Below are 24,502 nucleotides of genomic sequence, written 5' to 3'. Positions count from 1 at the left end.
GTTGTGATAATGACCAACTTTAATGATATTCAAGGGTTTGTCTTTGATCTGGATGGAGTGATCACCGATACGGCGCGGCTCCACTCGCAGGCTTGGCGGCACATTGCCGAGCAGGTCGGCACCCCGTGGTCGCAAAAGTTGCAGGATAGCCTGAAGGGCATCAGCCGGATGGAATCACTCGAGCTGATTCTGCAGGCGGGCAACCGTGAACATGATTTCACCGACGCTCAGAAACAGGAGCTAGCGACTGCCAAGAACAAGGAATACTTGCGGCTGGTCGAACAGTTGACGCCGGCGGACATTCTGCCGGGTGTCAGCGACTTTCTGCGGGACCTGTATAACCATGAGTACCGGATGGCGATTGCCTCGGCGTCCAAGAACGCGCCAACCGTCCTGGAGCACCTGGGCATTGCCCGGTACTTCCACAACGTGGTGGACCCGAGTACGCTTAAGCACGGTAAGCCTGATCCCGAGATCTTTACCAAAGCCGCGGCATTGATCAACCTCGATCCGCAAGTATGCATCGGGGTTGAGGATGCGGCCGCTGGCGTGGCGGGCATTAACGCTGCCGGGGAGACCTCGATTGGGATCGGTGATCCGCAGGTACTGTCTGCTGCTGACATCAACTTTACGAGCACGGAGCAACTGTCACTGGCCAACATCCGTCACGCGATGCGCCAGCCCGTTGCCAGCTATTAGCGAACGGTCTACGCTTAATTTGGCGTTTGCATACGTGATTACAACGGTTACCGGCCACTTTCATGGTGGCCGGTAACCGTTTTTTAATTCGGATTAATGCATAATGCTAGCCGTGAAACGGACACTTATGGGTGCATCTATGGTGAGTACTGGTTATTCTTATGCAGGTTGGTTCCAATTAGGGTGTCCAAGTAGTATGCTGGTTGGGTCTTATTAAATTTATCGAATCATTCGTATCGGTAGTGGTTTGTTAGCGCTGGCTAGCGGAATATTAATCAGTGTGCTGTGAGCACATGCGGATCGAGGTTTAGTAATGATCAGGTTTTGGGGGCAAGCAAAGTTTACGGCTAGCGACGGCAAGTTGGCGGGCTACGAGCTTTTTTTACGCGAGCGGAGTCAACGTGACGGGGAGTGGTACCTCCCGTCTGATTTTGGGCAGTTTAAGGTAAGTGCGTTGGATGACCTGCTGGGGGCAACTTTTGCCGGCATGCCGTCCGACTTATTGTTAGTGTCGTTGAACCTGGATGAAGAACAATTTGCTGACCCCGAATACTACACGCAGCTCGGTGTCTGTCAGCGCAAAGGTGGTCCGCGGTTGATCGTCGAGTTGACGGAACGGCTGGGCACGGGTGCTAACACGGTGACACATTAAGCGTTAGTTGATGCGGCTAAGGCGTACCAAGAGCTCGGTATCCAGGTATGTATCGACGATGTGGGTACGGGTGCCAACCTACCGGAGTTAGTGGATGCCCTCGACCCTTACGTGGATGAGTATAAGTACGCACTGCAAAACGTGCGTGGGACACTGACCCTTGAAGAAGTTCGTGCACAGGTGGCCTACTGGGTGGGACGCGCGCAGCAGGCCGGCCACTTCTTTGCCTTAGAGGGCATTGAAACACCAGCCGATTTGCCGCTGGTGCGGGAGTTTCAGCCCCAAATCGTGCAAGGCTATTACTTTGGTCGGCCGCACCCGCTAACCATTGCGGCGGATTTTGACCTGTAGTCCCGCCGGCTGGTTGTTTAATTATCCAATTAATATGAAAATAGTAGCCCGTTGATGTTTGTCCCGCGTCGCCATTCTTGGTGGTCAGGGTGATGAGCGCGGCGGGCTTTTTAGTGCCCGCCAGAGGGATAATTAGCATACCAGGCGTGACCATAGTGCTTTGAGCGCAACGTCAGGCACTTTTTTGTTAGTGACCAGACGTGACGTGGCGGTCCTGGCAGGGCGGGTGTTTGTCGTTTTGGCTCAAATTACGGGCCACCGTGCTTGCGTGCCAAGGCCGCTAGTCACATTAAGGACTGTGATCAACCCCAACGCCCGGCCACCGTGCACGCGCACAGGCACGTTATTATTCAGCGGGGCCGCCCCGGTTGGGGTAAAATGAGGGAGAATTGGTATGCGCGGGCGGTACTATTCTTACCGACCGGGTGGAGCCTACTTTGTGAATGGGAGGATACGCATGTACCGCTACTTTATCCAACCACAGTTGAATAAAATCAATCACACCCTGATTGGTTATGAACTGTTGATGAAGCAGTATACAAGCGATGGCTGGCGGCCGCCGCACTCGTTTGCGTCCATTCCGCCGCATACGATTGCGTCCGTGCTGGTCGCAACTACGTCTAAGTTAGCCCTGAAAATTGGGTCGGTCTCGGTGAACCTCAACCGCACCCAGCTGCTGAATGAGGAAATCAACCATTCATTGATGCGGGCACAAAACTACCTGCGGCCCCTCCGACTCAACATCGAGTTAACGGAGGAACTGGCAGACGCACCAATTACGATTGCGCAGATGCGGCCCATGCTGACGGCGTACGTGAACCGGGGCATGCAGATCTGCCTCGACGACGTGGGTAGCGGCGAGAACCAGCTGGACCACGTGTTGCAGCTGGTGCCGTACGCGAGTGAGATCAAGTTTGCCCTGCAGAACTTTAATGTGGGGTTGGATGACCCCAAGATGCGCGCGCAGGTCAAGTTTTGGCGCGACTTTGCCTACCAGCGTGGATTGCGATTTATCCTCGAGGGCGTAGAGAATGCTCACGATGATGCACTCGTCGACGCGCTGCGGGTCACGTTGCGGCAGGGCTATTTCTATGGCAAGCCCAAGTTGCTCAAACTAGACGTGAGTGATCCGGATCAATAAAACAATTAACGCAAGATTAGTTACTGGAGGAAGAGGCTATGAAGATTGTGGTAGTGGGGTGTACCCACGCCGGGGTGGCGGCGGCGAAGGCCGTGCGCCATGATCATCCGGAGGCGGAGGTCGTCGTGTACGAGCGGGATGACAACGTGTCATTTCTGTCCTGCGGGGTCGCACTGTACCTAGGTGGCGAAGTTAAGAACCTGGACGAGATGTTTTATGAAAATCCGGCCCATTTGCGGACTGAGGGCATCGACGTACGCGACAAGCATGATGTGCTTCGCATCGATAGCGACAAGCATACGTTAACGATCCAAAATCTGCGGACCACCGAGGTGTTCACCGATACCTACGACAAGCTGATTATGACGACGGGGTCCAACGTGGTCGTGCCGCCGGTGATGGGCGTTGATGACACCCGGGTGTTGATGTGCAAAGACGCACGGCAGGCCCAGGCCATCTTTGATTCCGCCCAAAATCACCACCACGTCTACATCGTTGGTGGTGGGTACGTCGGGGTGGAGTTGGCCGAGGCCTACGCAAATACCGACCACGCGGTCACGCTGTTACAGGCACACAACCAGCTATTGAACCGCTACATTGACGAGGAGTTATCAGCGCAGGTGGAGCGGAACTTGCAGGAACACGGGGTAGACCTACAGCTGAACACCCGTGTGGACAGCTTTGAATCCGATGATGACCACGACCAGGTGCTTATTCACACCAATGGGGCTGACTTTCACGCCGGGTTGGTTATCGTGTGCGCCGGCTTCGTGCCGAACACTGAGTTGCTGCGGGGACAGGTCAAACTGGATGCACGTGGGGCCATCATCACCAACGACTGGCTGGAAACGTCGAATCCCGATATCCTGGCAGCGGGGGATACGTGTGCCGTGCGCTTTAATCCCACCGGCAAGTTAGACTACATTCCGTTGGCGACCAACGCTGAACGGCAGGGGCGCATCGCCGGACGTAATGCGTTTGGACACGTGCAAAAATATCCCGGGACGCAGGGCACCACGGCGTTGCGGCTGTTTAGCGAAACGCTGGCAACCACGGGCTTAACGAGCCACGCGGCCGCGGCGGCGGGAGTGCACGCCGCATCCGTCATCTACCGGGACAACTACCGTCCCGTATTTATGCAGCCGAACGCACAAATCACCATTAAGTTGGTGTACAACGTCGACGACCATCGTGTGCTCGGGGCACAATTACTCTGTGCTCATGACATTAGTCAGACGGCCAACACCGTGTCGTTAGCCATTCAGAACGGCAATACAATTGAGGACTTGGCATACGTGGATACGCTGTTTAATCCCCACTATGACCAACCAGTCAATTATTTGAATCAGGTGGCGTTGCTCGCAGTCGCACAAACGAATGCGTAAGTGACGCGCCATAAAAAAAGTCACCGCGACTAACGGTGACTTTTTTATTGCGTGGTTGACCATTGGGGCCAAATCAAATTAGCCCAAAATGGCTCAGGCCTTGGGAAATTCCGTGGTTCATGTTGGTCGAGGTGACGTATTCGGCCAGGGCTTTGTCCTGGTCGTTGCCGTTACCCATGACGACGGGGTGGTCGACCATTGACAGCATCTCCAGGTCGTTTAGTTGGTCGCCGAACGCGTAGGTGGGTAACCCCTGCAGCCCCGTTTCGTCGAGGAAGTGGTTGATTCCGGTTTGCTTGGAGACCCCGGTCAGCATGGTATCGAGGCCGCGCGGGTTATTGCGAACGAGGCTGAGTTGGCCGGCGAAGTGCTGCTGGTACAGCCGTTCCTTGTCAAAGTTGAACACAAACATGAAGTTGACCTGGTGGTGTTGGTACCAGGTGGGGTCGACGTGCGCGTCCAGGTGCAGTAGCTGGTAATTTTCACGGGTGGCGGCATTGGCACCACTTAGGGCAAAGCCAGTGTTGTTGTACCAGCCGACCAGGTCGCCCTGCTCCCGGACGAAGGCGTTAAACTGTTCGATCAGCGGGACGGGGATGGTTTCCACGTGGAGCTTTCGGCCCTCGTACTGCACGTAACTACCATTGGCGCTGACGATGGAGTCGATCCCAGTTTGGTCCAAAACGTATTGGACTTCAAAGATGTTGCGGCCGGTGGCCACCACTGGTAATACGTTGTTAGCGCGGAGTCGGGCGATGGCCTTAATGGTGTCGTCCGCTAAGCTCTTGTCGTCTTGTAATAAGGTGCCGTCTAAATCAAAGAATACTACCGCTTGGTACAAATAGGTTCCTCCTTTGTACATATATATCAATTAGCTTATTTACATTATAAGGGACAATCATACTAACAGCAAAGTATGGTCGCTGGTGGGGACCGCTGATACCGGCGCGGATTAAGCGCGTTAAGGTTGATATCGCGGCCAATCTTCTGCATAATTGGGACGTAACGAGTAGCAAGTAGGAGGAACAGTTGGTGCCCGTTAATATGTTAGTTTGCGGGTGCCCGTTCCTGAACGTAGTGGCCAAAGAGAGAACGGAGAAGTGATTATGGCAGAAGAACGGACGTTAATTTTAGTGAAACCCGACGGTGTTGCGGCGGGTCACATTGGCGAAGTGATCACGCGTCTGGAACGGCGGCAGTACACAATCACCGCGCTGAAGGTCATTCAAGCCACACCGGAATTGTTGGCCCAGCACTATGCCGCCCACGTGGGCAAGCCGTACTACCCGGCGATGGAGGAGTACATGATGGAAAAGCCGTTGGTGGCCATTATTGCGAGCGGCAATAACATCGTGGCCCAGTTCCGCCGGATGGCTGGGAACACCAAGCCGGATGAAGCCCCGCTAGGCACCATCCGCGGCGACTTTGGTCGTAACTGGGGCGAGGGCCCGATTCGCAACGTGGTCCACAGCTCGGACAGCGTTGAGAGTGCGGATCGCGAAATGCGGATCTGGTTTCCAGAATTATTCTAAACAATAGGATTATTGACGGTTAATTGGGGTGATAGTGATGCCAAAGAAGCCGGTTTATCGTGATGTGGATGACTACATCGGGCACCAGGTGCCTGCCGCTCAGCCACTATTGGCGCGGTTGCGGCGCACGATTCACGAGGTGGTGCCGGACGTGACGGAGTCGTTGAAGTGGGGGCAACCCTTCTTCACAACGGCCACCCAACGTGCCAGCATTGCGGCTTATTCCGGGCACGTAAGCTTGCTCCTCAGTCAGGACGTGCCAGCGGCGTTAGTTAAGGACATTAAGGCTGCTGGTTATACGGCCGGGCAGAAGCGGTTGAACGTTAAGTTTGATCAGGAAGTGCCGGCCGAATTGGTCATCAAGTTATTGATGATGGAATTTAAGGATTAACGTGTCAACAAAGGTGGTATGGGCCATGACGAAGGGACGCTTAGAGGCTTTCAGCGACGGCATGTTTTCAATCATCATTACCATTATGGTACTGGAATTGGCGGTGCCGGCTGGGAGCCAATGGTCTGACCTATTTACGTCGCAACACCTGACCGCGCTGGTGGCGTACCTGATCAGCTACGTACTGGTCACCAGCTTTTGGGTCAGTCACCACAATATTGTGGTGCATATGCGGACGGTGACGCCCATCGATTTGTGGCACAACGCGTTGGTGTTACTACCGATCTCGTTATTGCCACTGATGACGGAGTGGTTTGACCGCTACCCGATGGCGGCCGCTCCGAGTGTGGCGTACGCGATTTTGTATATCGTCACGGTGATGGCATTGTACACGTTGGCCGCCCGGGTGGCACGTCAGATGCGACCCGGTTACCAGCGGGACGACTTTGTGCGCGTTAACCGCCACCGGCTTGTGTTCATGGCCGCCGGCGTGGTGGACATTGGATTAGCGAATTTTTGGCCGCCAATCACGTGGGTGATGGTGGCATTGATTTCGGGCTCGTGGATTACGATGTTGCTCGTGCGGGCGACGCGTAACACTAGCCATAAGGAGGACCAATCATGAAAGTATTTGTCATTGGTGCAACTGGTCGTGTGGGCCAGGATCTGATTACCGCGTTGACCCAAGCGGGTCACACGGTCACCGCTGGGGTGCACACTCCCAGCAAGTTCAAGCAGGGCGATTTGGCGACCCCGGTGGCGTTTGATTTGACCGCGGCTCCCGCCACGATGGCGACCATCCTTACTGGGTACGATGCCGTCTACTTTGTGGCGGGTTCACGTGGGCGTGACTTGCTTCAAGTGGAAGAGTTTGGGGCGATCAAGTCGATGCAGGCGGCTGAGCAAGCTGGCGTCAAGCGGTACGTCATGCTCAGTTCCTTGTTTGCTACGCAGCCAGAGAAGTGGGCGGGCATTACGTCGTTAGCCTCGTTGGCAGATTATAACGTGGCCAAGTTTGTCGCTGATAACTGGTTGATGCGGAACACCCAGCTGGACTACACGATCATCCAGCCGGGTACGTTGACCGAAACGCCGGCAACGGGTCGGGTGACATTGGGCGTGACGGATGGCGGCCAGAACGCCATTCCGGACGTGGCAGCCGTACTAGCAGCCGTGTTGGAGCAACACAACACCTTTGGCCAGGTGATCACCATGCACGCGGGTGACACACCGGTGGCAGAGGCGGTAGCCAACTGGTCGCAGGCGACGAAGTAAATGAACAACAATCGCCCACTCGTGACGGCGCGCACCGGGAAGGTGGCACTGGCACGGGCGGGCGTTTTTAAAACCAGAGCGGAACCCCGCGGGTAAAAGCGATAGCGTAAGGTGCTCCGGCCGCAGGGCCCGGGTTTGGCCCTGGGGTTGGAGTGCGTTACGCGGTAGCTTTTGCGAGGTGTAGCTCGACGAAGAAAACCAGAGCGACGCGGGGCGCCCAAAAACCGGCGTGTAACGGACTCTGGTGATGAAGCGGGGTTTTGGCTTCATTGCCAGGGTTGGTTACACAGAGGTTTTTGCCCCGTGTAGCTTGACGAACCAGAGCGAAACCCCGTGGGTAAAAGTGATAGCGTAAGGTAGTCCAGCCGCAGGATCCGTTAAAACATATGGAGGCTTCCAATGACATACACCTTTGCACCGGCAGTTCTGTCCCAACTTTCCGATATCATGGCCACTGAACGTGCCGGTTTTACTCCCGCGGAGGCCGCCACGCCGCGTGCAATGGCAGCGCGCATTGCGGCTTATCCCGAAACGTTTATCGTTGCGCAGGACCCGGACGGTGCGGTTGCCGGCTACGTGGTCGGTCCTGCCAGTGCAACGCGGTATCTCACCGATGACCTGTATGCACACAGCGAGCCCAACCAGCCAGGGGAGGCATACCAGACCGTGTTAAGTTTGGCGGTCCGCCCGGAGAATCGCGGTCAGGGTCTCGGCAGCGCGTTACTGGCACACTTGGCCACGACTGCCCGGCAGCAAGGACGCGTGGCCATCACGCTTACCTGCCTACAACGCCTGGTGCCGTTTTATGTGCGCAACGGCTTTGTCAACGAGGGGGTGTCGGCGTCGAGCCATGCCGGCGAGGTCTGGTTCAACATGGTGCGGCCACTAAATTAGCGCCGCAAATTCAGCGGCCATGGGTGGCACGAGCTCCGCAAAGGGGTCGAGGGTCGCCGCCACCGTCGTCGCGTCGTTACTGGCAGGGACGGGAGTCGCAATGTTCGTGGCCAGTTGGCGCATGCGCAGGCCGTTGATGACCAGGCGGATGGCGATGTCCGCTTGCATGGTGTGGTTACCGTAGATCAGGGTTGCGACGGGCTTACCCCGCCATTCCGCATAGACGGTGTCCAGCGCGTTTTTCAGGACGGCTGGGTAACCCCAGTTGTACTGGCCAAAGACGAGCACGAAGCCGGCGTACTGGTCGATGAGGTGGGCAAAATTACGCGTACTGGCGTGCGTGTAATGACCCTCTGCTGGGGGCTCAGCCTCGGGTAAAAAGGGCAGGTTGACCTGGGCCAAGTCGATAATGTCGGCTGCCACGTGCGCTGTGGCCAACTGTTGTTGCAACCACGCGGAGGCGGCGGGGGCAACGCGTCCCGGTCGGTTGGAGCCACTGATAATAGCAATTTTTTTAGTCACGAACATTTACCTCCACTAACGTGGGATTGACTGTTTTTTGATATTGATTCACCTGAATACAAATTGTAGTATATACCGTGTAAACGGTTTGTCAATATTTATTCACGTGCATTAAAATGGAGGGGTATCCTTGATCGATGACATTTTGGACTATTTGAACCAATTTATTGCGCGCGATGGCACCGACGACCTGGAACGGCGGTGGGTCGCGCAGCAAACACATAACGCGGCGGTACAAGCGCTGTTACCGCACTTACGGACACGTGATATTCGTATCGTGGCGGCGGTCGGCCAGCACCAACCGCTACCGCAAAAAAAGTTGCCGATGCTAGTGGGGACGTCGCAAGCCACGGCGAGTCGGGCAGTTTCACGGTTAGCTGACAACGAGCTGTTGATTCGTGAACGCATGCCCGATAATGCCAAGGAGTGGCAATTGCGTCTCACCACCAACGGGGCGGAGTTGGCGCGTTTGAAAGGCTTGCTGGACGAGCGGTTGCACCAGGCGGCTTTACAAGTGGCGAGCCATTACACGCCGGCCGAACTAACCCGTTTTAACCAGTTGCTGGGGGAACTTCTGCAACTGTCGAGTAAGACGTTTCAAGACATAGATTAAAATTTTTGAGGAGGACATTATGTCTGCATATTCAGTTGATATTACCCGGATCATTATCCGGTTGGCCATGGCCACGGTCGTTGCCGGAATTATCGGGTCCAACCGGGAGCACAATAGTCACCCGGCCGGGATCCGGACGCACATTTTGGTTTGTTTAGGGGCCTGCGTGATTGCCATGATCCAGCAGGAGATTGCTGCTCAAGCCATCAACTTTGCCCTGCACAACAAGGACATTTTTTCAGTCATCCGGGCCGACCCGGCACGGTTGGTTTGCCAGGTCGTTAGTGGGATCGGGTTCCTGGGTGCTGGGACCATCATCGTCACGCGGCATAACATTTCGGGTCTGACCACCGCGGCATCTCTGTGGGCCGTTGCGGGACTCGGGATTGCCATCGGGATGGGTTACTACACGATCGCGGTGATTAGTGCTGTCTTTGTGATTGTTGTCCTGGCCTTCCTCAAGCGCGCGTTCCGCATTACCCCGCCCATTCGGCGGCTGGAAGTGAAGTATGTCAATAAGGCCGAGACGCAGGAGTTCGTGAAGTCTTACTTTAGCGAGCACAAAGTCAACGTGCTGGCGACGGCGTTCAGCACCGAACGCACAAACGGTGAGGCGGTTTACAAGAACATCTACCGTATCGAGATTCCACGCAAAGCCAATTACGTGGACTTGATCGATGATATTTCTGCAAACGACAATATCCGCACGGTGCGCGTGGTGACCCGCTAACGTGGTATGTGCGTGGCGGCACCAATAGCGTAGACGGTCCAGTAGCGGTGTGTTACAATGGGCCCAATAAATGACGACCAGTGAACCTAGTAGTGGTCACGGATAACCTTCAGAAAGCCGGCGGGGGCTGCGAGCCGGTGCGACCGTGATGACGAATTACACTCACAATCAGTGTCCGTGGCGCAGACCATTATCACTGCAGAGAGGTACGGTGAAGACCGTACAAGCTGGGTGGTACCGCGGCATGTCCGTCCCGTAGCGTGAAGAGCGCTGCGGGACTTTTTTTGTCGGGAGTGCAACCCCCCGGTTAAAGGTACGCATGAGGTACTTGAGCTACAAGCCGGGGGTTCGGCCTTTGGTGCAAGTGGTATACGCGGTAGCTGTTGTGGGGAGAATCTCGTTGTGATAGAGCTCACTGCGCGGGGACTAGGGTACATGGTCGTCATCAGGTTAGGGAGGAAATAAGAGCATGGCAGATGCAGATAACATTATTGATGAGTTGGCTTGGCGCGGGGCGCTGAACCAGATGACTGATGAGCAGGGACTGCGTGAAATTACCGCGCACGAACACATCGGGGTTTATTGCGGCACCGACCCCACGGGGGATTCGCTCCACGTGGGCCACCTGATTCCGTTCATGATTCTGAAGCGGTTCCAGCAATTTGGACACCACCCCGTCATCGTTATTGGTGGCGGGACTGGCGCCATTGGGGACCCGTCCGGGCGTAACAGTGAGCGCGTACTGCAGACGATGGACGTGATCCACGAAAACGAAAAGAAATTGACCGCCCAGATGGTCAAACTGTTTGGAACGGAGAACTTCACCATCGTGAATAACTACGATTGGCTGAGCAAAATTTCCCTGCTCGACTTTCTGCGTGATTATGGCAAGCTATTCAGCGTCAACAACATGCTGAACAAAGAGGTGGTGGCCAGCCGGCTCGAAAGCGGCATTAGCTACACTGAGTTCACGTACCAAATTTTGCAGTCCGTGGACTTCCTGACTTTGTACCGTGATCACGGTGTGCACCTGCAAATTGGTGGTGCCGACCAGTGGGGAAACATTACGGCCGGGATCGACTTGATTCACCGGCTGGAAGGCCAGGATGCCAAGGCGTTTGGTCTGACCAACCCACTGATGCTCAAGAGTGACGGGACGAAGTTTGGTAAGTCGGCCGGCGGTGCCGTTTGGCTCGACCCGAAGAAGACGTCGCCATACGAGTTCTACCAGTTTTGGTTCAACCAGGATGACGCCGACGTGGAGAAGTTCCTCAAGTTCTTCACCTTCTTGTCCAAAGACGAAATTGCTGACCTAGTCCAGGCCACTAAGGACCACCCAGAAAAGCGGGCAGCCCAGCGGCGGTTGGCGGAAGAGGTCACGGAATTTGTCCACGGCCACGACGCCGTGGTTGAAGCCGAGAACATTTCCCGGGCACTATTCTCCGGTGACGTGGCAGACTTAACCGCTGACGAAATCGCGCAGGGCTTTGAGCACATGCCAAGTGCGACGGCACCAGCCACCCCCACCAACCTGGTGGAGTTCCTGGTCGACGTGACCCACATTGAAAAGTCGCGGCGCCAAGCACGTGAGGATATTAACAACGGGGCCATCTACGTCAATGGGGACCGCATCCAGGATGTGGACTTCACGGTGGATCCGGCTGCGCACTTTGATGGGCGGTTCGTCATCATCCGGCGGGGCAAGCGCAAATACTTCCTCGTCCACATTGGTGATTAGTGGACACAGTAATGTTACGTAACAAATAGGGGCAACACGCGACGGCGTGTGGCCCCTTTGCTTTGTCATCTTCGATTAGCGTTAATTCAAACCGGTGAGTGGTTGATTGGTACGGTTGCCGGTCACCGGTTACTCAGCAATGAGAACGGCGAATGGTATGGCCTTCAAGCTACGCCACTGCTCTAGTGCCTCGTGCTGATGGTTAATACTATAACGAGTGAGTGTGATGGATTTGTGGTGATTGGGCTAAGAAAACATTAAGCCGGTATGACGAAAACGGACCCAAAAGTGGGGAACAAGCGTTCAACCCGTAAGCGGTTACTTCCTTGAAATGTTGCAGATGGTAACGAATCGTAACGTGGATATTGCACGTTCGTAACAACCCTGTAATACTTTGAGCCTATACTTCATTACAGATTCTTAAAGAAGAAGAAGACATTAGGGACGGAGTGAACTGGTTTGAAGAAGTCAATTACAATTGCAACAATCGCTGCGGCGTTCCTGCTAGCAACTACTGCTTTTGGGGAAGCATCCAATGTTCATGCTGCGGATAGCGCCGATATTACCGCCAAGAAGTCCAGTAACGCCAAGCTGCTGGCTGAGTTACAGTCAGCACAGTCTAAAGTAGCTAGTTTAGACAACCAGGTGGCCAACAAGACCGTGGCCATCAAGGATGCCAACAACAAGATTACTGATACCACCAACGCAATCAAGAGTTACGACACCAAGATTGCGACCGCACAGAAGGAAGTCGCTGCACGTAAAGCGACGATGCGGGCCCAGTTGAAGTCACTGCAGAAGGAATCCGGCGACACCGTCACTGGTAACGTCTACGCCGACTTCATCCTGAACAGTGACAGCATTTCCGACTTGATCGACCGTGGTTTGACGGTGGGCAAGTTGAGCAAGGCTAACGCCGATGCTATGAACGACGTTAAGAATGCTGAAAGCAACCTGGCTAACCTGAAGCAGGAACAGCAGAACAAGAAGGCGACGTTGGAAGCAACCAAGGATAAGTTGGTTGCAGACCAGAAGAACCTGACGACCTTGAAGGACAGTGCCCAAAAGGCTGCCGACAGTTTGAACACCGAACTGAAGGATAACCAGTCCGCTTTGGCTAGTCTTGAAGCCGACGCGGCGAAGTCCGGGGCTAAGGCTACGGCGAAGGCCGTTGCTACCGCCGCTAAGGCCAGCGACTCCAAGGACAGCAAGGCAACGGCTACCGTTGCTAAGACTACTAGCAGTAGCAACAGCACCAGCAGCGATGCAACAACGGATACCAAGTCCAGCAGCAGCGCATCGAGCTCATCCAGTACCAGCACGGCCGCTACAACTTCATCCACGCCATCCGTTAGTGGTGGTAGCTTGATCAGCAACGCGGCTCGTTACCTAGGCACGCCATACGTCTGGGGCGGTTCCTCACCAGCAGGGTTTGACTGCTCCGGCTTGGTTCAGTACGCTGCCGCTGAGGCAGGTATCAGCCTGCCACGGACTTCGCAGGCACAGAGCACGGTTGGTACCTACGTCAGTGTATCTAACCTGCAGGCTGGCGACCTGGTATTCTGGGGTGGTGTTGGTTCTGCTTACCACGTGGGTATCTACGTTGGTAACGGGATGTTCATCCACGCACCTACTGAAGGCCAGTCGGTCAAGTACACGAGCATCAGTGCTTTCCGGCCAAGCTTTGGTCGTCGCATCTAGGCGGCAACAAATATTGTAATTGAGAATCTTCTTCAAACTATACGGCTATCGAGAGTTCACGGTAGTTGTCACGGCAAATAGCGTTGCGTAACCAATTGTCGGTTACACAACGCTATTTTTGCGTGTAGCGAACCCCGGGCGCCAGACCTGGTTGCGCGTGGTCAGGTCCCACAGAACTGCCGGTCAAGCGCCGCGGTGCCTGTGGTATGATTGTGTGTAACAGACGTGGAGGTACAGAAATAATGGCGACAACCAAACGCTTACTAGTTATCACAGGAGCAACGGGGACCGGTAAGACGTCCGTCCAGCACTATTTGCGGGCGCGGTACGGTATTGACCGCATCATTACGCACACCACGCGGCCACAACGGACCGGTGAGGTTGATGGGCGTGACTATTACTTTGAAGATGACGCGAGTTTTGGGCAGAACCATTTCATTGAACACGTGCACTACGCGGGGTATCAATACGGTTCTTCCTTTGAAGGCTTGGACCGTGCTTTTGCACAAGCCGATGTAGCCTCAATTGTGTTGGATACGGCGGGCGCGATTACGTACGTCCAGCGCGTCCGTAAGTACCGGGTGGAACCGATTTTCATGACGATTACGGACCCATCGGTGCTGGCAAGGCGGCTACAGCAACGTGGTGATGACGTGCAGATGATCAATCAGCGCATTGCAAGCGCGGAGTTTGAACGTGATTTGGCCTTGCCGCCAGAATTAGTAGGCAAGGCGCACGTGGTGGTGAACGATGATTGGGACCAGGCGCGGGCGGCAGTGGATGCGCTGTTGAACACGTGGGGAGTACACCCGCGTGCAGGCGAGGAGAATGTTACCGCTTCTTAAGCACTCAGGCATAGTTTGGGGACAAAATGAGGATAGAATAGAAGAGAGTGGAGCCGCGCGGGTAAAAGCGATAGTATAAGGCGCTTTACCCGAAAGGCCGGGTTTTGGCCTTTGGGGTGAAGTGACTTATACGGCAGCTTTTGCGGGGTGGAGCTCGTTTAAATCAAAGAGTGGCGTCCCGCGGGTAAAAGCGACCTGCCGGCTTACATTCCCCGCCACCGACCTTCATTAACGATAAAATCCAATGAATCAATCTTTCAACAAGGAGTACACAACATGGCATATCGGACTATTCCGTTATTATCACCAGCGGCAATTGTTTCCATTATTCTTTTGAGCAGTGCGTACAACGTGGTGAACACCATTAATCCGGTGAACCGGCCGAAGAGTTCGTCAGAACAGAGTAGCCTGCTGTCCAGCATTAGCGCCTCGAAGGCATCCTCAGCTGCGGCTAAGTCCGGCGGTTCCGCCTCCATTAGTAGCGCGAGTGCCACCCACCACAAAAAGTCTAAGCCGACAGATGACAGTTCTAGCGCCAGCAGTGCCGCCCAAAGTAGTGCCGCACCCGCAGATCAGAGTAGTAGTAGCGGTGCAGCGCAGAGCGCGGCTAGTGATACGAGTGAGCAGGGCCACACTAGTGAGTCTTCTGCTGCTAGCAGTAGCTCTTCGAGTGCGGCTTCTAGTTCCGCCGCGTCCAGTAGCGGGGCGGCCAGCGCGGCTGACAGTTCGTCAGCTACGAGTAGTGCCGCATCCAGCGCGGCTACGTCAAACTGATAGGGAGGCCAATACATGCTTACTGCACTAGACATCGTTAACCGGATCTTTGGTTATTTCAACATCCAGGATAAGCCGAAGGGCCGCGTGTTTACCATCATTGCCTTCTTTGCCAACTTCTACTTGCTGTACGTTGCAGTTGCCAACCTGCGTTATGCGGGTTACCGGATTCGGGGGGCACTCTTTCTCACGTTATTTTTGGTGCTGCTCTACTTTATCTACCTCAACTTCATGTATTACTTTACGAACAAAAAGGCACCCGCGGATATTTCGCCGGTGATCGAACGGGCGTTGGGTGGTAACGCCAAAGCGCGTAAAGCCGCGGCGCAAGCATTCGTGCAAAAGGAGACCCCAACAGCGGGCGTTTTTACAGAATCGCAACTACTGCCGACCACGTTGGTAATTGGTTCGCACCAGCAGCGCAACATTGACCGTTTGGCCAAGCGGATGGAGGAAACCGGCGTGATGACGCTGGATTACCAGGGGGTGAGTGACCGCGTGCTCAACGAAGTAGCCCAGCAGACGGCCCAGCCGGTGTTGGCTATGGGTAAGCCAGTCTTGCTGCCTTACTTTGAATTGGCCCAGCACGGCAAACGGTGGATTATTCGGGGCGGGCTGAACGAACTCGACGCGACGGAACTGGCCGAAGTGGTCACCGTCGGGCTGTCGCCCATCGCGGAAGCGCAGAGTCAGTTTAACCTCGCGCTGGCCTCAGTAACGTTGTCGGGCGGGCCCCAGAAGGAACCCGGTCGTTCGGGTCTGCGGGACGCCTTTGCTAAGTTTACAATCGAGGCCAAGGTCGCCTACGTAAATACGAATAAATAGCTGACATTATGAGAGCTTAGTTTGCTTTCTCCTAATTTTCAATGTAAAATTATTTAATACAAAGAAAACGGAGGCCGCGGTTATGTCCATGATTGAGTTCAAGCACGTTGAGAAGTATTATCCGAATAAATTCCACGCCTTAAAGGACATCAACCTCACCATCGATAAAGGTGAAGTGGTGACAATTATTGGCCCATCTGGTTCCGGGAAGAGTACGCTATTACGTACGATCAACGGACTGGAGAGCATTTCGCAAGGGCAACTGCTGGTGAACAACATGGACCTCGCGGACAAGCACACCGACATCAACCGGTTGCGTAAGGATGTCGGCATGGTGTTCCAGCACTTTAACCTCTACGCCAACAAGAGTGTGATGGATAACATTACGCTCGGACCGCGCTTGGTGTTAAAGACCTCGCGGGAGGAGGCGGAAGCCGAAGCACACGAGTTACTGAAAACTGTGGGCCTGGCGGACAAAGCTGACAGTTACCCGAGCATGTTATCCGGGGGACAAAAGCAACGAATTGCGATTGCCCGGAGCTTGGCGATGCACCCCAAGGCCATTCTCTTTGACGAACCGACTAGTGCGTTGGACCCCGAAACGATTGGCGACGTGCTGGCCGTTATGCAACAGATTGCCACCCAGGGAATGACCATGGTCGTGGTGACGCACGAAATGGGTTTTGCCCGGCACGTGGGTGACCGGATCGTGTTCATGGCGGATGGTCAGATTTTGGAGGATAGTCGCGATGTCAACGGCTTCTTTGATAATCCTCAGGAGCCGCGGGCAAAGGAATTCATCAGTAAGATCATTAACCACTAAGGGGGGAGCACTATGCGTAAGCGCATTATGAAGTGGTTGCTCCCCATGTTGCTGGTGTTGTTGACGGTGGGCTTATCGAGCTGCGGGAAGAACCTGGCCCAGCAGAGCGTACTCCACCGGGCGAAGCAGACTAACACCATCGTGTGGGGTGTCAAGGCGGACACGAACCTATTTGGGTTGTTGGACGTGAAGTCGAACACCATCAAGGGCTTTGATGTCGATATGGCCAAGGCCATCACCAAGCGGATCCTGGGCAAAAAGGGACACGCCGAGTTTGTCACCATTACTAGTGATACGCGGATGCCCATGCTGAAGGCGGGTAACATTGACGCCATCGTGGCGACGATGTCGATTACCCCCGACCGTAAAAAGCAGGTTGATTTTTCCGACGTGTACTTCAAAGCCGGCGGGTCGTTGCTGGTCAAGAAGGGCAGCAAGATCCACAGCGTGAAGGACCTTAAGAAGGGAACCAAGGTCATCGTGACCCAGGGTTCCACGTATGGGGATGAAATCAAGAAAGCCGCGCCGCAGACGCAGGTCTTGCAGTTGGCGGACTACGCATCGGCCTTCACCGCGTTGAAGTCTGGTCAGGCGGATGCGTTGTCGACTGATAACGGGATTCTCTATGGTATGTCGGCCCAGGATCACAACTACGAGTTGGTTGGTGGTACTTACACCAAGGAACCATACGGGATTGCGGTCAACAAGGGACAGCGGCCGTTTTTACGGCAAGTCAACCGGGCCATCAAGGACATGAAGGCCGACGGGGAGTACGCCCGTTTGGTCAAGAAGTGGTTTGGCGACATTCCTGGCTTCAGTTTGAAGGAGGTTGAGTGATTATGTTCTCAGTACTCTTCGATAACTGGGGGACGCTGATCAGCGGTCTCGGTTACACGGTCTGGTGCAGTATCTTGGCGTTGATTGGCAGCTGCGTAATCGGGACCGTCTTTGCCCTGATGGAAATTAGTGCCCACAAAGTCGTGCGCATCATTGGGCGCGTGTACGTGGAAGTCGTGCGGAACATCCCGCTGCTGGTTATTACCATGTTCTTCTACGTGGTTATTCCCAAGTACGTGGTGGCCATTGACGGCTTTACCGCCGGCACGATTGGGCTGACCATCTACACTAGCGCTTTCATCGCTGAAACCGTGCGGGCCGGTATCGAGTCCGTACCCGTGGGGCAAATGGAAGGCGCCCGGAGTAACGGTTTGACCTACCTACAAGCGATGACGCACATCATCTTTCCGCAAGCCATTAAAATTATTATTCCGCCATTAGGCAACCAGTTTATTAACCTAATCAAGAACTCCTCGGTCCTAGCCTTTGTGTCTGGGTTCGACCTGATGTATCAGGGTAAGCTGGTGGCGTCGGCCAACCTGCAGACGTTTGATACGTACCTGGCGGTGGGGTTGCTGTACCTGGTAATTACGATGCCGCTCTCGTACTTCATGCGCTATCTCGAAAAACGCTGGCAAACGGCTTAGGGGGTGAACTGATATGGACACATTCGTAAAGGCGTTGTCTTGGGTCAACCTCCGCTACTTGCTAGAAGGGTTCGGCATTACCATTGAGGTGTCGATCTGGGCCATTATTATCAGCTTTTTGGCTGGTTCATTGCTCGGGGTTGCGCGTTACATTAACGTTAAGTATTTCTCGGCCATCGTGGGCTTCGTTATTGATATTATCCGAAACTTGCCGTTGCTGCTGATTCTGTTCTTCGTTTACTTTGGCTTACCTGGCATTGGGATCCGGGTTGCTGTCGTACCGGCCGCGATTATCGCGCTTAGTATCTTTGAGTCGGCCATGCTCGCTGAAATCATTCGTAGTGGGATCAGCGCGGTTCCCAAAGGTCAAATGGAAGCGGCTCGTAGTAACGGGCTCACGTACGTGCAGGCCATGGTGCAAGTCATTATGCCCCAAGCGTTTCGTAAGATGATCCCGCCCATCGTCAGTCAGTTCATCAGCCTGATCAAGGACACGAGTTTAGCCACAATCATCCTGTTGCCTGAGGCAATGTACCGGGCAGAGATTATTTATGGGCAAAACGTTAACTACATGATTCCGATGTACGTGGCGTTAGCCGCCATTTACTTTGTCATTAACTACCTGTTGTCGCTGGCTTCACGGTACCTGGCCAAACGGCTGGCAATTTAACTTGGTGGTGGTTGAGCCACGTATTAAGAAGGGCGTCATCCGTGGATGACGCCCTTTTGGTGCATTATGGCCGAATCAGGAAAGGCTGCCAATCTATTCATAATACGTATAGTTGCTCATACAGCATAAGCATTAGACATGCTGCCCGCCGACGCCTATCATGGAACTTGTCATCAACGCTTTAAGTTGATATGTACAGTGAGTGGCGCCCAGCCGTTGTGACTGCGGCGTTCGCAGACGGAGGATATCTATGATTAAAGATAAAGTAGTTGTCATTACTGGTGCGTCCAGCGGCATTGGTGCCGAAACCGCTAAGTTACTGGCGAGTCGTGGGGCTAAAGTTGTGTTGGTTGCCCGTCGTGAGGCGAAGCTCCAGGCGCTGGTGGACGAAATCAAGGATGCTGGTGGGGAGGCGGCTTACCGCGTGACGGACGTGACCCGTCCTGAGGATAATGAACAACTCGTCCAGCTGGCCCAGAACACCTTTGGGCGCTTCGACGTGATGTTCCTGAACGCTGGGTTGATGCCTAGCTCCCCGCTGTCTGCGTTGAAGGTCGACGAGTGGAACCAGATGGTGGACGTGAACCTGAAGGGGGTCCTCAACGGGATTGCTGCGGCGCTACCGGTTTTCAAGGCGCAGAAGTCGGGGCACTTTATTGCCACGAGTTCCGTGGCTGGACTGAAGGCGTACCCGAACGGGGCGGTCTACGGTGCCACCAAGTGGGCTGTCCGCGACCTGATGGAGGTGTTGCGGATGGAAGCTGCGCAGGAAGGTAGCCACATTCGTACGGCGACGATTTACCCGGCGGCCATTAAGACGGAGTTGCTACACACCATCACCGACAAGGGTGCGGCGCAGGCCATGCAGCAGACTTATGACACCTACGAGATCACGGCGGACCGGATTGCCAAAGTCGTTGAGTTTGCGATTGACATGCCAGCTGATACTAACGTGAGTGAATTTACGGTGGGACCAACCGACCAACCTTGGTAGTGGGCACGTTTCATTAGAAGATAGCAGGGCCATCCCGTTCAAAGGGGTTGGCCCTGCTTGCGTTCATTTATTACCATTTAGAGGAGGAACACATGACGGAATATACAGATGCATACTTTGAGGGCGAACGCCCCTTGTTTGCGGAACACGACGCGACGATTAGCGGGACCGTGTTTGGGGAGGGCGAGTCTCCACTCAAGGAGAGTCGTAACATTCAACTGAAGGATTCAATTTTTAAGTGGAAGTACCCCCTATGGTACAGCCAGCACGTGGTGGCCGACCACACCACCTTTGAAACCATGTCCCGTTCAGGAATCTGGTACACGCACGACATTACGATTCGCAACAGCGCGTTGCAGGCACCCAAGTTGTTCCGGCGCAGCAGTCACATCCGGCTGGACCACGTCCACTTCGCCGATGCCAGCGAGACCATGTGGACTTGTGATGATATTCGCCTGACCAACGTGCAGGTGAACGGTGATTACTTTGGCAAGGACAGTAAGAACATCTACCTGGACCACGTGAACTTGGTGGGTAACTATTGTTTTGACGGGGCGCAAAACGTGGAGGTGCACAACTCCACCTTTATCGCCAAAGACGCCTTCTGGAATTGCGACAACGTTACTATTTACGACTCAACCCTTGATGGTGAATACCTGGCCTGGAACACTAAGCACCTAACGTTAGTGAACTGCACGATCACGAGTGACCAGGGCCTGTGCTACGTCGATCACTTGACGATGAAGAACTGCCGCCTACTCCAGACGGACCTGGCGTTTGAGTACAGTGCCCACATTGATGCGGACATCACCAGTACGATTACCAGCGTGAAGAACCCGCTCAGTGGGCGGATTCAGGCTCAGGGTATCGATACGTTGATTATGGATGTGACGAAGATTGACCCCGCGCAGACGGAGATTGTCACCGCAGCACCCGTGGGGGAAAGGAAGACGGCTTAATGTACGACTTTACGCACGCCCCGGATCGCCGGGGGACCGATTCGGTCAAGTGGGACGTCCAACCGGGTGAACTGCCGATGTGGATTGCGGACATGGACTTTGCTACGGCCCCGGAAATTGTGGCGGCGATGCAGCAGAAACTGACCCTTGGGGCTTTTGGTTACGAGGAGCCGCACGCGGATTACTTTCATGCCGTGGCGGATTGGTACGCGACGGAACACGGGGTGCCGCCCGACCCGGCATGGATGATTTTTACGACTGGGGTGTTGCCGGCTCTGTCCGCTATTGTCCGGCGGATGAGCCACGTGGGCGATAGCGTTTTGGTACAAACACCGGTTTACAATATTTTCTATAACTCGATTGAAAATAGCGGGCGGCACGTACTCACCAACGAGTTACGGTACGTGCACCAACAGTATGAGGTGGACTTTGACCAACTGGAACGGCAGTTGGCTTTGCCACTCACAACCATGATGATTCTGTGTAACCCGCACAATCCGGTGGGCAAAGTGTGGACGCGCGCCGAGTTAACGCGGGTCGCAACATTGTGTCGGCAATACCACGTGGTGCTGGTGTCCGATGAGATCCATGGGGACCTGGTATGGCGGGGGCCGGATTATACGCCGATTTTTGCGTTGCCCATCCCGCTGATTCAGCAAACCATTGCCTTGGTTTCGCCTAGTAAAACGTTTAACGTGGCGGCCCTGCACGCGGCCACGGTGATCGTCCCCAACGACCACTTGCGCGCACAGGTCAGTCGCGGACTGAATACGGATGAGGTTGCGGAACCCAACTTGCTGGCGATTCCCGGCACCATTGCGGCTTACACCCAGGGTCACGCGTGGTTAGCGGCATTGCGGCAGCAGCTGGCCGCCAACTTTGCCCAGGCGCGGGACTTTATTACACACCACATCCCTGCGGTGCACGTGGTCGCGAGCACAGCTACTTACCTGATGTGGTTAAATGTGGGCGCGGTCACTGACGATGCGGCGGCATTAGCCGCCAGCATACGGCAGGAGACCGGACTGATTGTGTCACCCGGGACGATTTACCACGGCAACGGCAATCGCTTCTTGCGCCTGAATTATGCGTGCCCACCAGCCATGCTGCAGGACGGCTTGCAGCGGCTCGACCGGGGCATCACGCATTACCTGCAGACGCGGCAGGATTAAGTAAACGTAGATTGAGCTGATGTAGCCACGGACGTTGTCGCCCGCGGCTTTTTTTGTGGCCAAAAAGGGCCTGCCACAATGGACAGACCCAATAACGATTATATATTTCCCGGGAACAATGGCATATCTCGCACCCGTCCCGTGGTATCAACGTTTCTAGCACCACCGATTTTACGGTGGCACAGTTTTGACCCTTTTCAAATTATTTTGGCTCATCGGGCACCTCCTTGGAGAAGATTCCGTTGAGCTTTTTTGCGACTTCAAAGTTACTGTTGGGGTAGAGATGACCGTAAGTGCCAAGCGTCGTTTCGATGTCTTCATGCCCCAGACGTTCCTTGATCTGGAGTGGGTTTTCACCGAGGCTGATCAACAGCGACACATGCGAGTGACGGAGGCCATGCACAGTAATTCGCTGAACCTTGGCCGTATCACTGTACGCGTCTACAATATGCGAAAACTTGCCCTCCGAGCACGGAATCCCATCACACGTTTCAGTAATGGTTTCATCTACGCCACCGCCCTTAGTGATTACTTGCTAGAATCCTTGTCGCTCCGACCGAAAAAATGACCAAATCCGGGTGCGCCTTCATGCGCATCGGTGAATTCCTTGAATTCGTCATCACTCAAATGATCGTGCAAATAGGCATCGCGTTCTTTGGTTGAAAAGCCAAATCCAGCGCCGCCGAAGCGTCCGAACGCCGCACCAGAAAAGCCACCAAAACCGCCAAAGAAGTTGGTTTTGCTATCGGAATCTTCTGGTTCGCCGTTTTCCTTAAAGAAAAGTTTGTCCAAAAATGGCCGTTCACCCTTGTGTGCTTGCCGGAATTGCTTAATTTCTTCGTCTGAGTAATATGCACCGAAAAAGTCCATAATGGTTGCCTCCTGATTGTTAGATATCTACGTTTCAACGAGTTCATCATAATAGTTAGAAATCTAATAGTCAAGCGTCTATTTTATTTTTTTGGTATAATCATTGAGGAGGGATCTCACATGAAAACAAATGTCGCCATGATTAACGACTTACTGCGTCAAATCATGATCAACCAACAGCACAGCTTACAAGACACATTAACGCTAAACGTCGGCCTCACCCCGCAGCAGACACGCACATTGAATGTCATTCAGCAGCAACCCGGGATCATTCAACGCGAACTGGCAGATATCTTTCACCGACGTTCAGCTAGCATCTCGAATCTGTTGCAGATTCTTGAACGTGATGGCTACATTGAGCGCAAAATACCCGCAGATTCCGGCCGAAGTAAGCAAATCTTCATCACCGATAAAGGCAAAAATGCGATCCAGGGCTTCGATCAGTATTTTGATGATGTCGAGAATCGAATGGTTGCTAACCTCACCGAAAAGGAGCAAGGACAGCTGATCACACTGTTGGGCAAGGTCGCAAGCGCCTATTCCGAAGAAAGCAGGCCTGCTGATGCTTAGCAAAAACATGAAGGCCCGTTTTGATACGTTTGTCGACGCCATCTTGGCGATCATTATCACGATCATGGTTTTGGAGCTGCCCAACACGATGACCGATGGCACTGCACTGCCACTGCATAAGCTGGTGGTTTCAATCTTAGTGTATGGGGTCAGCTTCTGCTTTGTTGGAAGTATCTGGTATCAGCTTGCACGCACCTTTGATGAAGTTGATGAAATGTCCAAACGGATGATGCTGTGGGTGTTAGTCTTGATCTTTATCGTTAGCCTGATCCCCAATCTCACCACCACTATGGTGAGCGATGCGAATAATGTGACGGTCACCGTGTATGGTGGGGTCGTGTTTATCAGTACATTACTGCTCCAATACGTGTCGTATAAGACCTTGCATCAACGCTATCCAGATACTGTGGACTTCATGCAGACATATTTGAGCATATATGGTTCGTTTGCCCGTACCACTTTGTTTCTGATCGTTGTTTCACTGATCGTTGGGTGGTTCTACCCGCAGATTGCAATGGTCTTTTACTTCGTGATCCCAGTGCGGACGTTCTTGACGATCGATGGTGAACAGTCAGAGATAGGCTATCTCAGTCATATGCCAGCTAGCGGACGGGAATCGTTCTTCAAATTAGACCTCAAACAAAAGCGACAACTGCGTCAACTCATGCGGCGATACGCGGTCAATAAGGACTTCTCAATACCAGCCGAGCAGATGACCAGCGATCAGTGGCAGGCCTTTATCACTGAAACTAGTCATGCACTAGGCCTACCGGAACAGACGATTACAGCCTGGTTTACCACCGTGCCATAATTATTAGCTTGAAAGCCATGCAAGACACTTGACAGTTAGATATCTTACATTTAAAATGTAAGAAAAACTTGGAGGCACATC

Annotated in this window: 28 protein-coding genes and 2 pseudogenes; 26 read left to right on the top strand and 4 right to left on the bottom strand. The window is 54.0% G+C overall.

Annotated features, from left to right (window positions below; genetic code table 11):
• The first annotated feature begins 9 nt into the window (after positions 1–9).
• The 5 genes and pseudogenes from pgmB to FD19_RS04940 all read left to right on the top strand — a co-directional run bounded on the left by pgmB (position 10) and on the right by FD19_RS04940 (position 4,228).
• Positions 10–699, top strand: coding sequence for a beta-phosphoglucomutase (pgmB, locus tag FD19_RS04960; protein WP_056969256.1), 690 nt, complete (start codon positions 10–12; stop codon positions 697–699).
• A 313-nt stretch (positions 700–1,012) separates the two neighbouring features.
• A complete protein-coding gene (locus FD19_RS04955) occupies positions 1,013–1,351 on the top strand; it encodes an EAL domain-containing protein (protein WP_056969255.1) in 339 nt (112 codons plus the stop codon).
• Positions 1,352–1,375: 24 nt separating this feature from the next.
• A pseudogene (locus FD19_RS04950) lies at positions 1,376–1,702 on the top strand (EAL domain-containing protein); the annotation flags it as partial.
• A 457-nt stretch (positions 1,703–2,159) separates the two neighbouring features.
• Positions 2,160–2,843, top strand: coding sequence for an EAL domain-containing protein (locus FD19_RS04945; protein WP_054749743.1), 684 nt, complete (start codon positions 2,160–2,162; stop codon positions 2,841–2,843).
• A gap of 38 nt (positions 2,844–2,881) precedes the next feature.
• A complete protein-coding gene (locus FD19_RS04940) occupies positions 2,882–4,228 on the top strand; it encodes an FAD-dependent oxidoreductase (RefSeq protein WP_056969254.1) in 1,347 nt (448 codons plus the stop codon).
• 73 nt (positions 4,229–4,301) lie between these two features.
• Here FD19_RS04940 and FD19_RS04935 read toward each other — a convergent pair whose 3' ends face one another.
• Complete coding sequence (locus FD19_RS04935; protein WP_054749745.1) at positions 4,302–5,069, bottom strand: Cof-type HAD-IIB family hydrolase; 768 nt, start codon at positions 5,067–5,069, stop codon at positions 4,302–4,304.
• Between the two features lie 265 nt (positions 5,070–5,334).
• Between FD19_RS04935 and ndk the strand changes: the two genes are divergently transcribed.
• The 5 genes from ndk to FD19_RS04910 all read left to right on the top strand — a co-directional run bounded on the left by ndk (position 5,335) and on the right by FD19_RS04910 (position 8,320).
• Complete coding sequence (ndk, locus tag FD19_RS04930) at positions 5,335–5,760, top strand: nucleoside-diphosphate kinase (RefSeq protein ID WP_054749747.1); 426 nt, start codon at positions 5,335–5,337, stop codon at positions 5,758–5,760.
• 37 nt (positions 5,761–5,797) lie between these two features.
• Positions 5,798–6,151, top strand: coding sequence for a DUF1801 domain-containing protein (locus FD19_RS04925; RefSeq protein ID WP_054749749.1), 354 nt, complete (start codon positions 5,798–5,800; stop codon positions 6,149–6,151).
• A gap of 25 nt (positions 6,152–6,176) precedes the next feature.
• Positions 6,177–6,776 carry a TMEM175 family protein gene (locus tag FD19_RS04920; RefSeq protein ID WP_054749751.1) on the top strand — a complete coding sequence of 200 codons (600 nt, stop codon included), beginning with the start codon at positions 6,177–6,179 and terminating at the stop codon, positions 6,774–6,776.
• Positions 6,773–7,426, top strand: a complete 654-nt coding sequence (locus tag FD19_RS04915; protein WP_082383797.1) for an SDR family oxidoreductase — start codon at positions 6,773–6,775, stop codon at positions 7,424–7,426. Before FD19_RS04920 ends, FD19_RS04915 begins: the two co-directional genes overlap by 4 nt.
• A gap of 399 nt (positions 7,427–7,825) precedes the next feature.
• Entirely contained in the window at positions 7,826–8,320 is a 495-nt protein-coding gene (locus FD19_RS04910) for a GNAT family N-acetyltransferase (protein WP_054749755.1), read from the top strand.
• Here FD19_RS04910 and FD19_RS04905 read toward each other — a convergent pair.
• Positions 8,312–8,842 carry an NADPH-dependent FMN reductase gene (locus FD19_RS04905; protein ID WP_162259461.1) on the bottom strand — a complete coding sequence of 177 codons (531 nt, stop codon included), beginning with the start codon at positions 8,840–8,842 and terminating at the stop codon, positions 8,312–8,314. The two genes, FD19_RS04910 and FD19_RS04905, sit on opposite strands and share 9 nt — an antisense overlap.
• A 130-nt stretch (positions 8,843–8,972) precedes the next feature.
• On the opposite strand from FD19_RS04905, the gene FD19_RS04900 reads away from it, so the two are divergent.
• The 14 genes from FD19_RS04900 (at position 8,973) to FD19_RS04835 (ending at position 22,170) form a co-directional block, all read left to right on the top strand.
• Positions 8,973–9,455: a MarR family transcriptional regulator gene (locus tag FD19_RS04900; protein WP_056969252.1), complete on the top strand. Its 483-nt coding sequence runs from the start codon at positions 8,973–8,975 to the stop codon at positions 9,453–9,455.
• Between the two features lie 19 nt (positions 9,456–9,474).
• Complete coding sequence (locus FD19_RS04895; protein ID WP_056969251.1) at positions 9,475–10,185, top strand: MgtC/SapB family protein; 711 nt, start codon at positions 9,475–9,477, stop codon at positions 10,183–10,185.
• A gap of 469 nt (positions 10,186–10,654) precedes the next feature.
• Positions 10,655–11,923 carry a tyrosine--tRNA ligase gene (gene tyrS, locus FD19_RS04890; RefSeq protein ID WP_054749763.1) on the top strand — a complete coding sequence of 423 codons (1,269 nt, stop codon included), beginning with the start codon at positions 10,655–10,657 and terminating at the stop codon, positions 11,921–11,923.
• A gap of 459 nt (positions 11,924–12,382) precedes the next feature.
• Positions 12,383–13,624, top strand: coding sequence for a C40 family peptidase (locus FD19_RS04885; protein WP_054749765.1), 1,242 nt, complete (start codon positions 12,383–12,385; stop codon positions 13,622–13,624).
• A 242-nt stretch (positions 13,625–13,866) separates the two neighbouring features.
• Complete coding sequence (locus tag FD19_RS04880; RefSeq protein WP_054749767.1) at positions 13,867–14,469, top strand: guanylate kinase; 603 nt, start codon at positions 13,867–13,869, stop codon at positions 14,467–14,469.
• Positions 14,470–14,745: 276 nt separating this feature from the next.
• Positions 14,746–15,243 (top strand): hypothetical protein, encoded by a 498-nt coding sequence (locus FD19_RS04875; RefSeq protein ID WP_054749769.1) that lies wholly within the window; start codon positions 14,746–14,748, stop codon positions 15,241–15,243.
• Positions 15,244–15,258: 15 nt separating this feature from the next.
• Complete coding sequence (locus FD19_RS04870) at positions 15,259–16,068, top strand: DUF6681 family protein (RefSeq protein ID WP_054749771.1); 810 nt, start codon at positions 15,259–15,261, stop codon at positions 16,066–16,068.
• Positions 16,069–16,150: 82 nt separating this feature from the next.
• Positions 16,151–16,891 carry an amino acid ABC transporter ATP-binding protein gene (locus FD19_RS04865; RefSeq protein WP_156321855.1) on the top strand — a complete coding sequence of 247 codons (741 nt, stop codon included), beginning with the start codon at positions 16,151–16,153 and terminating at the stop codon, positions 16,889–16,891.
• 12 nt (positions 16,892–16,903) lie between these two features.
• The gene (locus tag FD19_RS04860; RefSeq protein WP_054749774.1) at positions 16,904–17,728 is read left to right on the top strand and encodes a glutamate ABC transporter substrate-binding protein; all 825 of its coding nucleotides are present in this window, start codon (positions 16,904–16,906) and stop codon (positions 17,726–17,728) included.
• 2 nt (positions 17,729–17,730) lie between these two features.
• Positions 17,731–18,375, top strand: a complete 645-nt coding sequence (locus tag FD19_RS04855; protein ID WP_054749776.1) for an amino acid ABC transporter permease — start codon at positions 17,731–17,733, stop codon at positions 18,373–18,375.
• A gap of 13 nt (positions 18,376–18,388) precedes the next feature.
• Positions 18,389–19,045, top strand: a complete 657-nt coding sequence (locus FD19_RS04850) for an amino acid ABC transporter permease (protein ID WP_056969250.1) — start codon at positions 18,389–18,391, stop codon at positions 19,043–19,045.
• A 250-nt stretch (positions 19,046–19,295) separates the two neighbouring features.
• Positions 19,296–20,039, top strand: a complete 744-nt coding sequence (locus FD19_RS04845; RefSeq protein WP_054749778.1) for an SDR family oxidoreductase — start codon at positions 19,296–19,298, stop codon at positions 20,037–20,039.
• A gap of 92 nt (positions 20,040–20,131) precedes the next feature.
• Positions 20,132–20,998 (top strand): DUF3737 family protein, encoded by an 867-nt coding sequence (locus FD19_RS04840; RefSeq protein ID WP_054749780.1) that lies wholly within the window; start codon positions 20,132–20,134, stop codon positions 20,996–20,998.
• A complete protein-coding gene (locus FD19_RS04835; RefSeq protein WP_054749782.1) occupies positions 20,998–22,170 on the top strand; it encodes a MalY/PatB family protein in 1,173 nt (390 codons plus the stop codon). The genes FD19_RS04840 and FD19_RS04835 overlap by 1 nt, the downstream gene beginning before the upstream one ends.
• 202 nt (positions 22,171–22,372) lie before the next feature.
• On the opposite strand, the pseudogene FD19_RS09830 reads toward FD19_RS04835, so the two are convergent.
• Positions 22,373–22,654: pseudogene (locus FD19_RS09830) on the bottom strand (tyrosine-type recombinase/integrase); the annotation flags it as partial.
• A gap of 44 nt (positions 22,655–22,698) precedes the next feature.
• Entirely contained in the window at positions 22,699–23,040 is a 342-nt protein-coding gene (locus FD19_RS04830) for a hypothetical protein (RefSeq protein ID WP_056969249.1), read from the bottom strand.
• A gap of 120 nt (positions 23,041–23,160) precedes the next feature.
• On the opposite strand from FD19_RS04830, the gene FD19_RS04825 reads away from it, so the two are divergent.
• Both FD19_RS04825 and FD19_RS04820 read left to right on the top strand, forming a co-directional pair.
• The gene (locus FD19_RS04825; RefSeq protein WP_054749785.1) at positions 23,161–23,610 is read left to right on the top strand and encodes a MarR family winged helix-turn-helix transcriptional regulator; all 450 of its coding nucleotides are present in this window, start codon (positions 23,161–23,163) and stop codon (positions 23,608–23,610) included.
• The gene (locus FD19_RS04820) at positions 23,603–24,421 is read left to right on the top strand and encodes a TMEM175 family protein (RefSeq protein WP_054749787.1); all 819 of its coding nucleotides are present in this window, start codon (positions 23,603–23,605) and stop codon (positions 24,419–24,421) included. The genes FD19_RS04825 and FD19_RS04820 overlap by 8 nt, the downstream gene beginning before the upstream one ends.
• Positions 24,422–24,502 lie beyond the last annotated feature (81 nt).

This window comes from Lacticaseibacillus thailandensis DSM 22698 = JCM 13996, assembly GCF_001436135.1.
Lineage (GTDB): Bacteria > Bacillota > Bacilli > Lactobacillales > Lactobacillaceae > Lacticaseibacillus > Lacticaseibacillus thailandensis.
This window is presented reverse-complemented; position numbering and strand designations above follow the sequence as displayed.

Coding starts and splice junctions, on each gene's coding strand:
- FD19_RS04880 (WP_054749767.1), top strand. CDS start 13,867: ATGGCGACAACCAAACGCTTACTAGTTATCACAGGAGCAACGGGGACC.
- FD19_RS04825 (WP_054749785.1), top strand. CDS start 23,161: ATGAAAACAAATGTCGCCATGATTAACGACTTACTGCGTCAAATCATG.
- FD19_RS04860 (WP_054749774.1), top strand. CDS start 16,904: ATGCGTAAGCGCATTATGAAGTGGTTGCTCCCCATGTTGCTGGTGTTG.
- FD19_RS04870 (WP_054749771.1), top strand. CDS start 15,259: ATGCTTACTGCACTAGACATCGTTAACCGGATCTTTGGTTATTTCAAC.
- FD19_RS04895 (WP_056969251.1), top strand. CDS start 9,475: ATGTCTGCATATTCAGTTGATATTACCCGGATCATTATCCGGTTGGCC.
- tyrS (WP_054749763.1), top strand. CDS start 10,655: ATGGCAGATGCAGATAACATTATTGATGAGTTGGCTTGGCGCGGGGCG.
- FD19_RS04830 (WP_056969249.1), bottom strand. CDS start 23,040: ATGGACTTTTTCGGTGCATATTACTCAGACGAAGAAATTAAGCAATTC.
- FD19_RS04875 (WP_054749769.1), top strand. CDS start 14,746: ATGGCATATCGGACTATTCCGTTATTATCACCAGCGGCAATTGTTTCC.
- FD19_RS04845 (WP_054749778.1), top strand. CDS start 19,296: ATGATTAAAGATAAAGTAGTTGTCATTACTGGTGCGTCCAGCGGCATT.
- FD19_RS04945 (WP_054749743.1), top strand. CDS start 2,160: ATGTACCGCTACTTTATCCAACCACAGTTGAATAAAATCAATCACACC.
- FD19_RS04840 (WP_054749780.1), top strand. CDS start 20,132: ATGACGGAATATACAGATGCATACTTTGAGGGCGAACGCCCCTTGTTT.
- pgmB (WP_056969256.1), top strand. CDS start 10: ATGACCAACTTTAATGATATTCAAGGGTTTGTCTTTGATCTGGATGGA.
- ndk (WP_054749747.1), top strand. CDS start 5,335: ATGGCAGAAGAACGGACGTTAATTTTAGTGAAACCCGACGGTGTTGCG.
- FD19_RS04920 (WP_054749751.1), top strand. CDS start 6,177: ATGACGAAGGGACGCTTAGAGGCTTTCAGCGACGGCATGTTTTCAATC.
- FD19_RS04865 (WP_156321855.1), top strand. CDS start 16,151: ATGTCCATGATTGAGTTCAAGCACGTTGAGAAGTATTATCCGAATAAA.
- FD19_RS04855 (WP_054749776.1), top strand. CDS start 17,731: ATGTTCTCAGTACTCTTCGATAACTGGGGGACGCTGATCAGCGGTCTC.
- FD19_RS04850 (WP_056969250.1), top strand. CDS start 18,389: ATGGACACATTCGTAAAGGCGTTGTCTTGGGTCAACCTCCGCTACTTG.
- FD19_RS04910 (WP_054749755.1), top strand. CDS start 7,826: ATGACATACACCTTTGCACCGGCAGTTCTGTCCCAACTTTCCGATATC.
- FD19_RS04835 (WP_054749782.1), top strand. CDS start 20,998: ATGTACGACTTTACGCACGCCCCGGATCGCCGGGGGACCGATTCGGTC.
- FD19_RS04925 (WP_054749749.1), top strand. CDS start 5,798: ATGCCAAAGAAGCCGGTTTATCGTGATGTGGATGACTACATCGGGCAC.
- FD19_RS04940 (WP_056969254.1), top strand. CDS start 2,882: ATGAAGATTGTGGTAGTGGGGTGTACCCACGCCGGGGTGGCGGCGGCG.
- FD19_RS04820 (WP_054749787.1), top strand. CDS start 23,603: ATGCTTAGCAAAAACATGAAGGCCCGTTTTGATACGTTTGTCGACGCC.
- FD19_RS04955 (WP_056969255.1), top strand. CDS start 1,013: ATGATCAGGTTTTGGGGGCAAGCAAAGTTTACGGCTAGCGACGGCAAG.
- FD19_RS04915 (WP_082383797.1), top strand. CDS start 6,773: ATGAAAGTATTTGTCATTGGTGCAACTGGTCGTGTGGGCCAGGATCTG.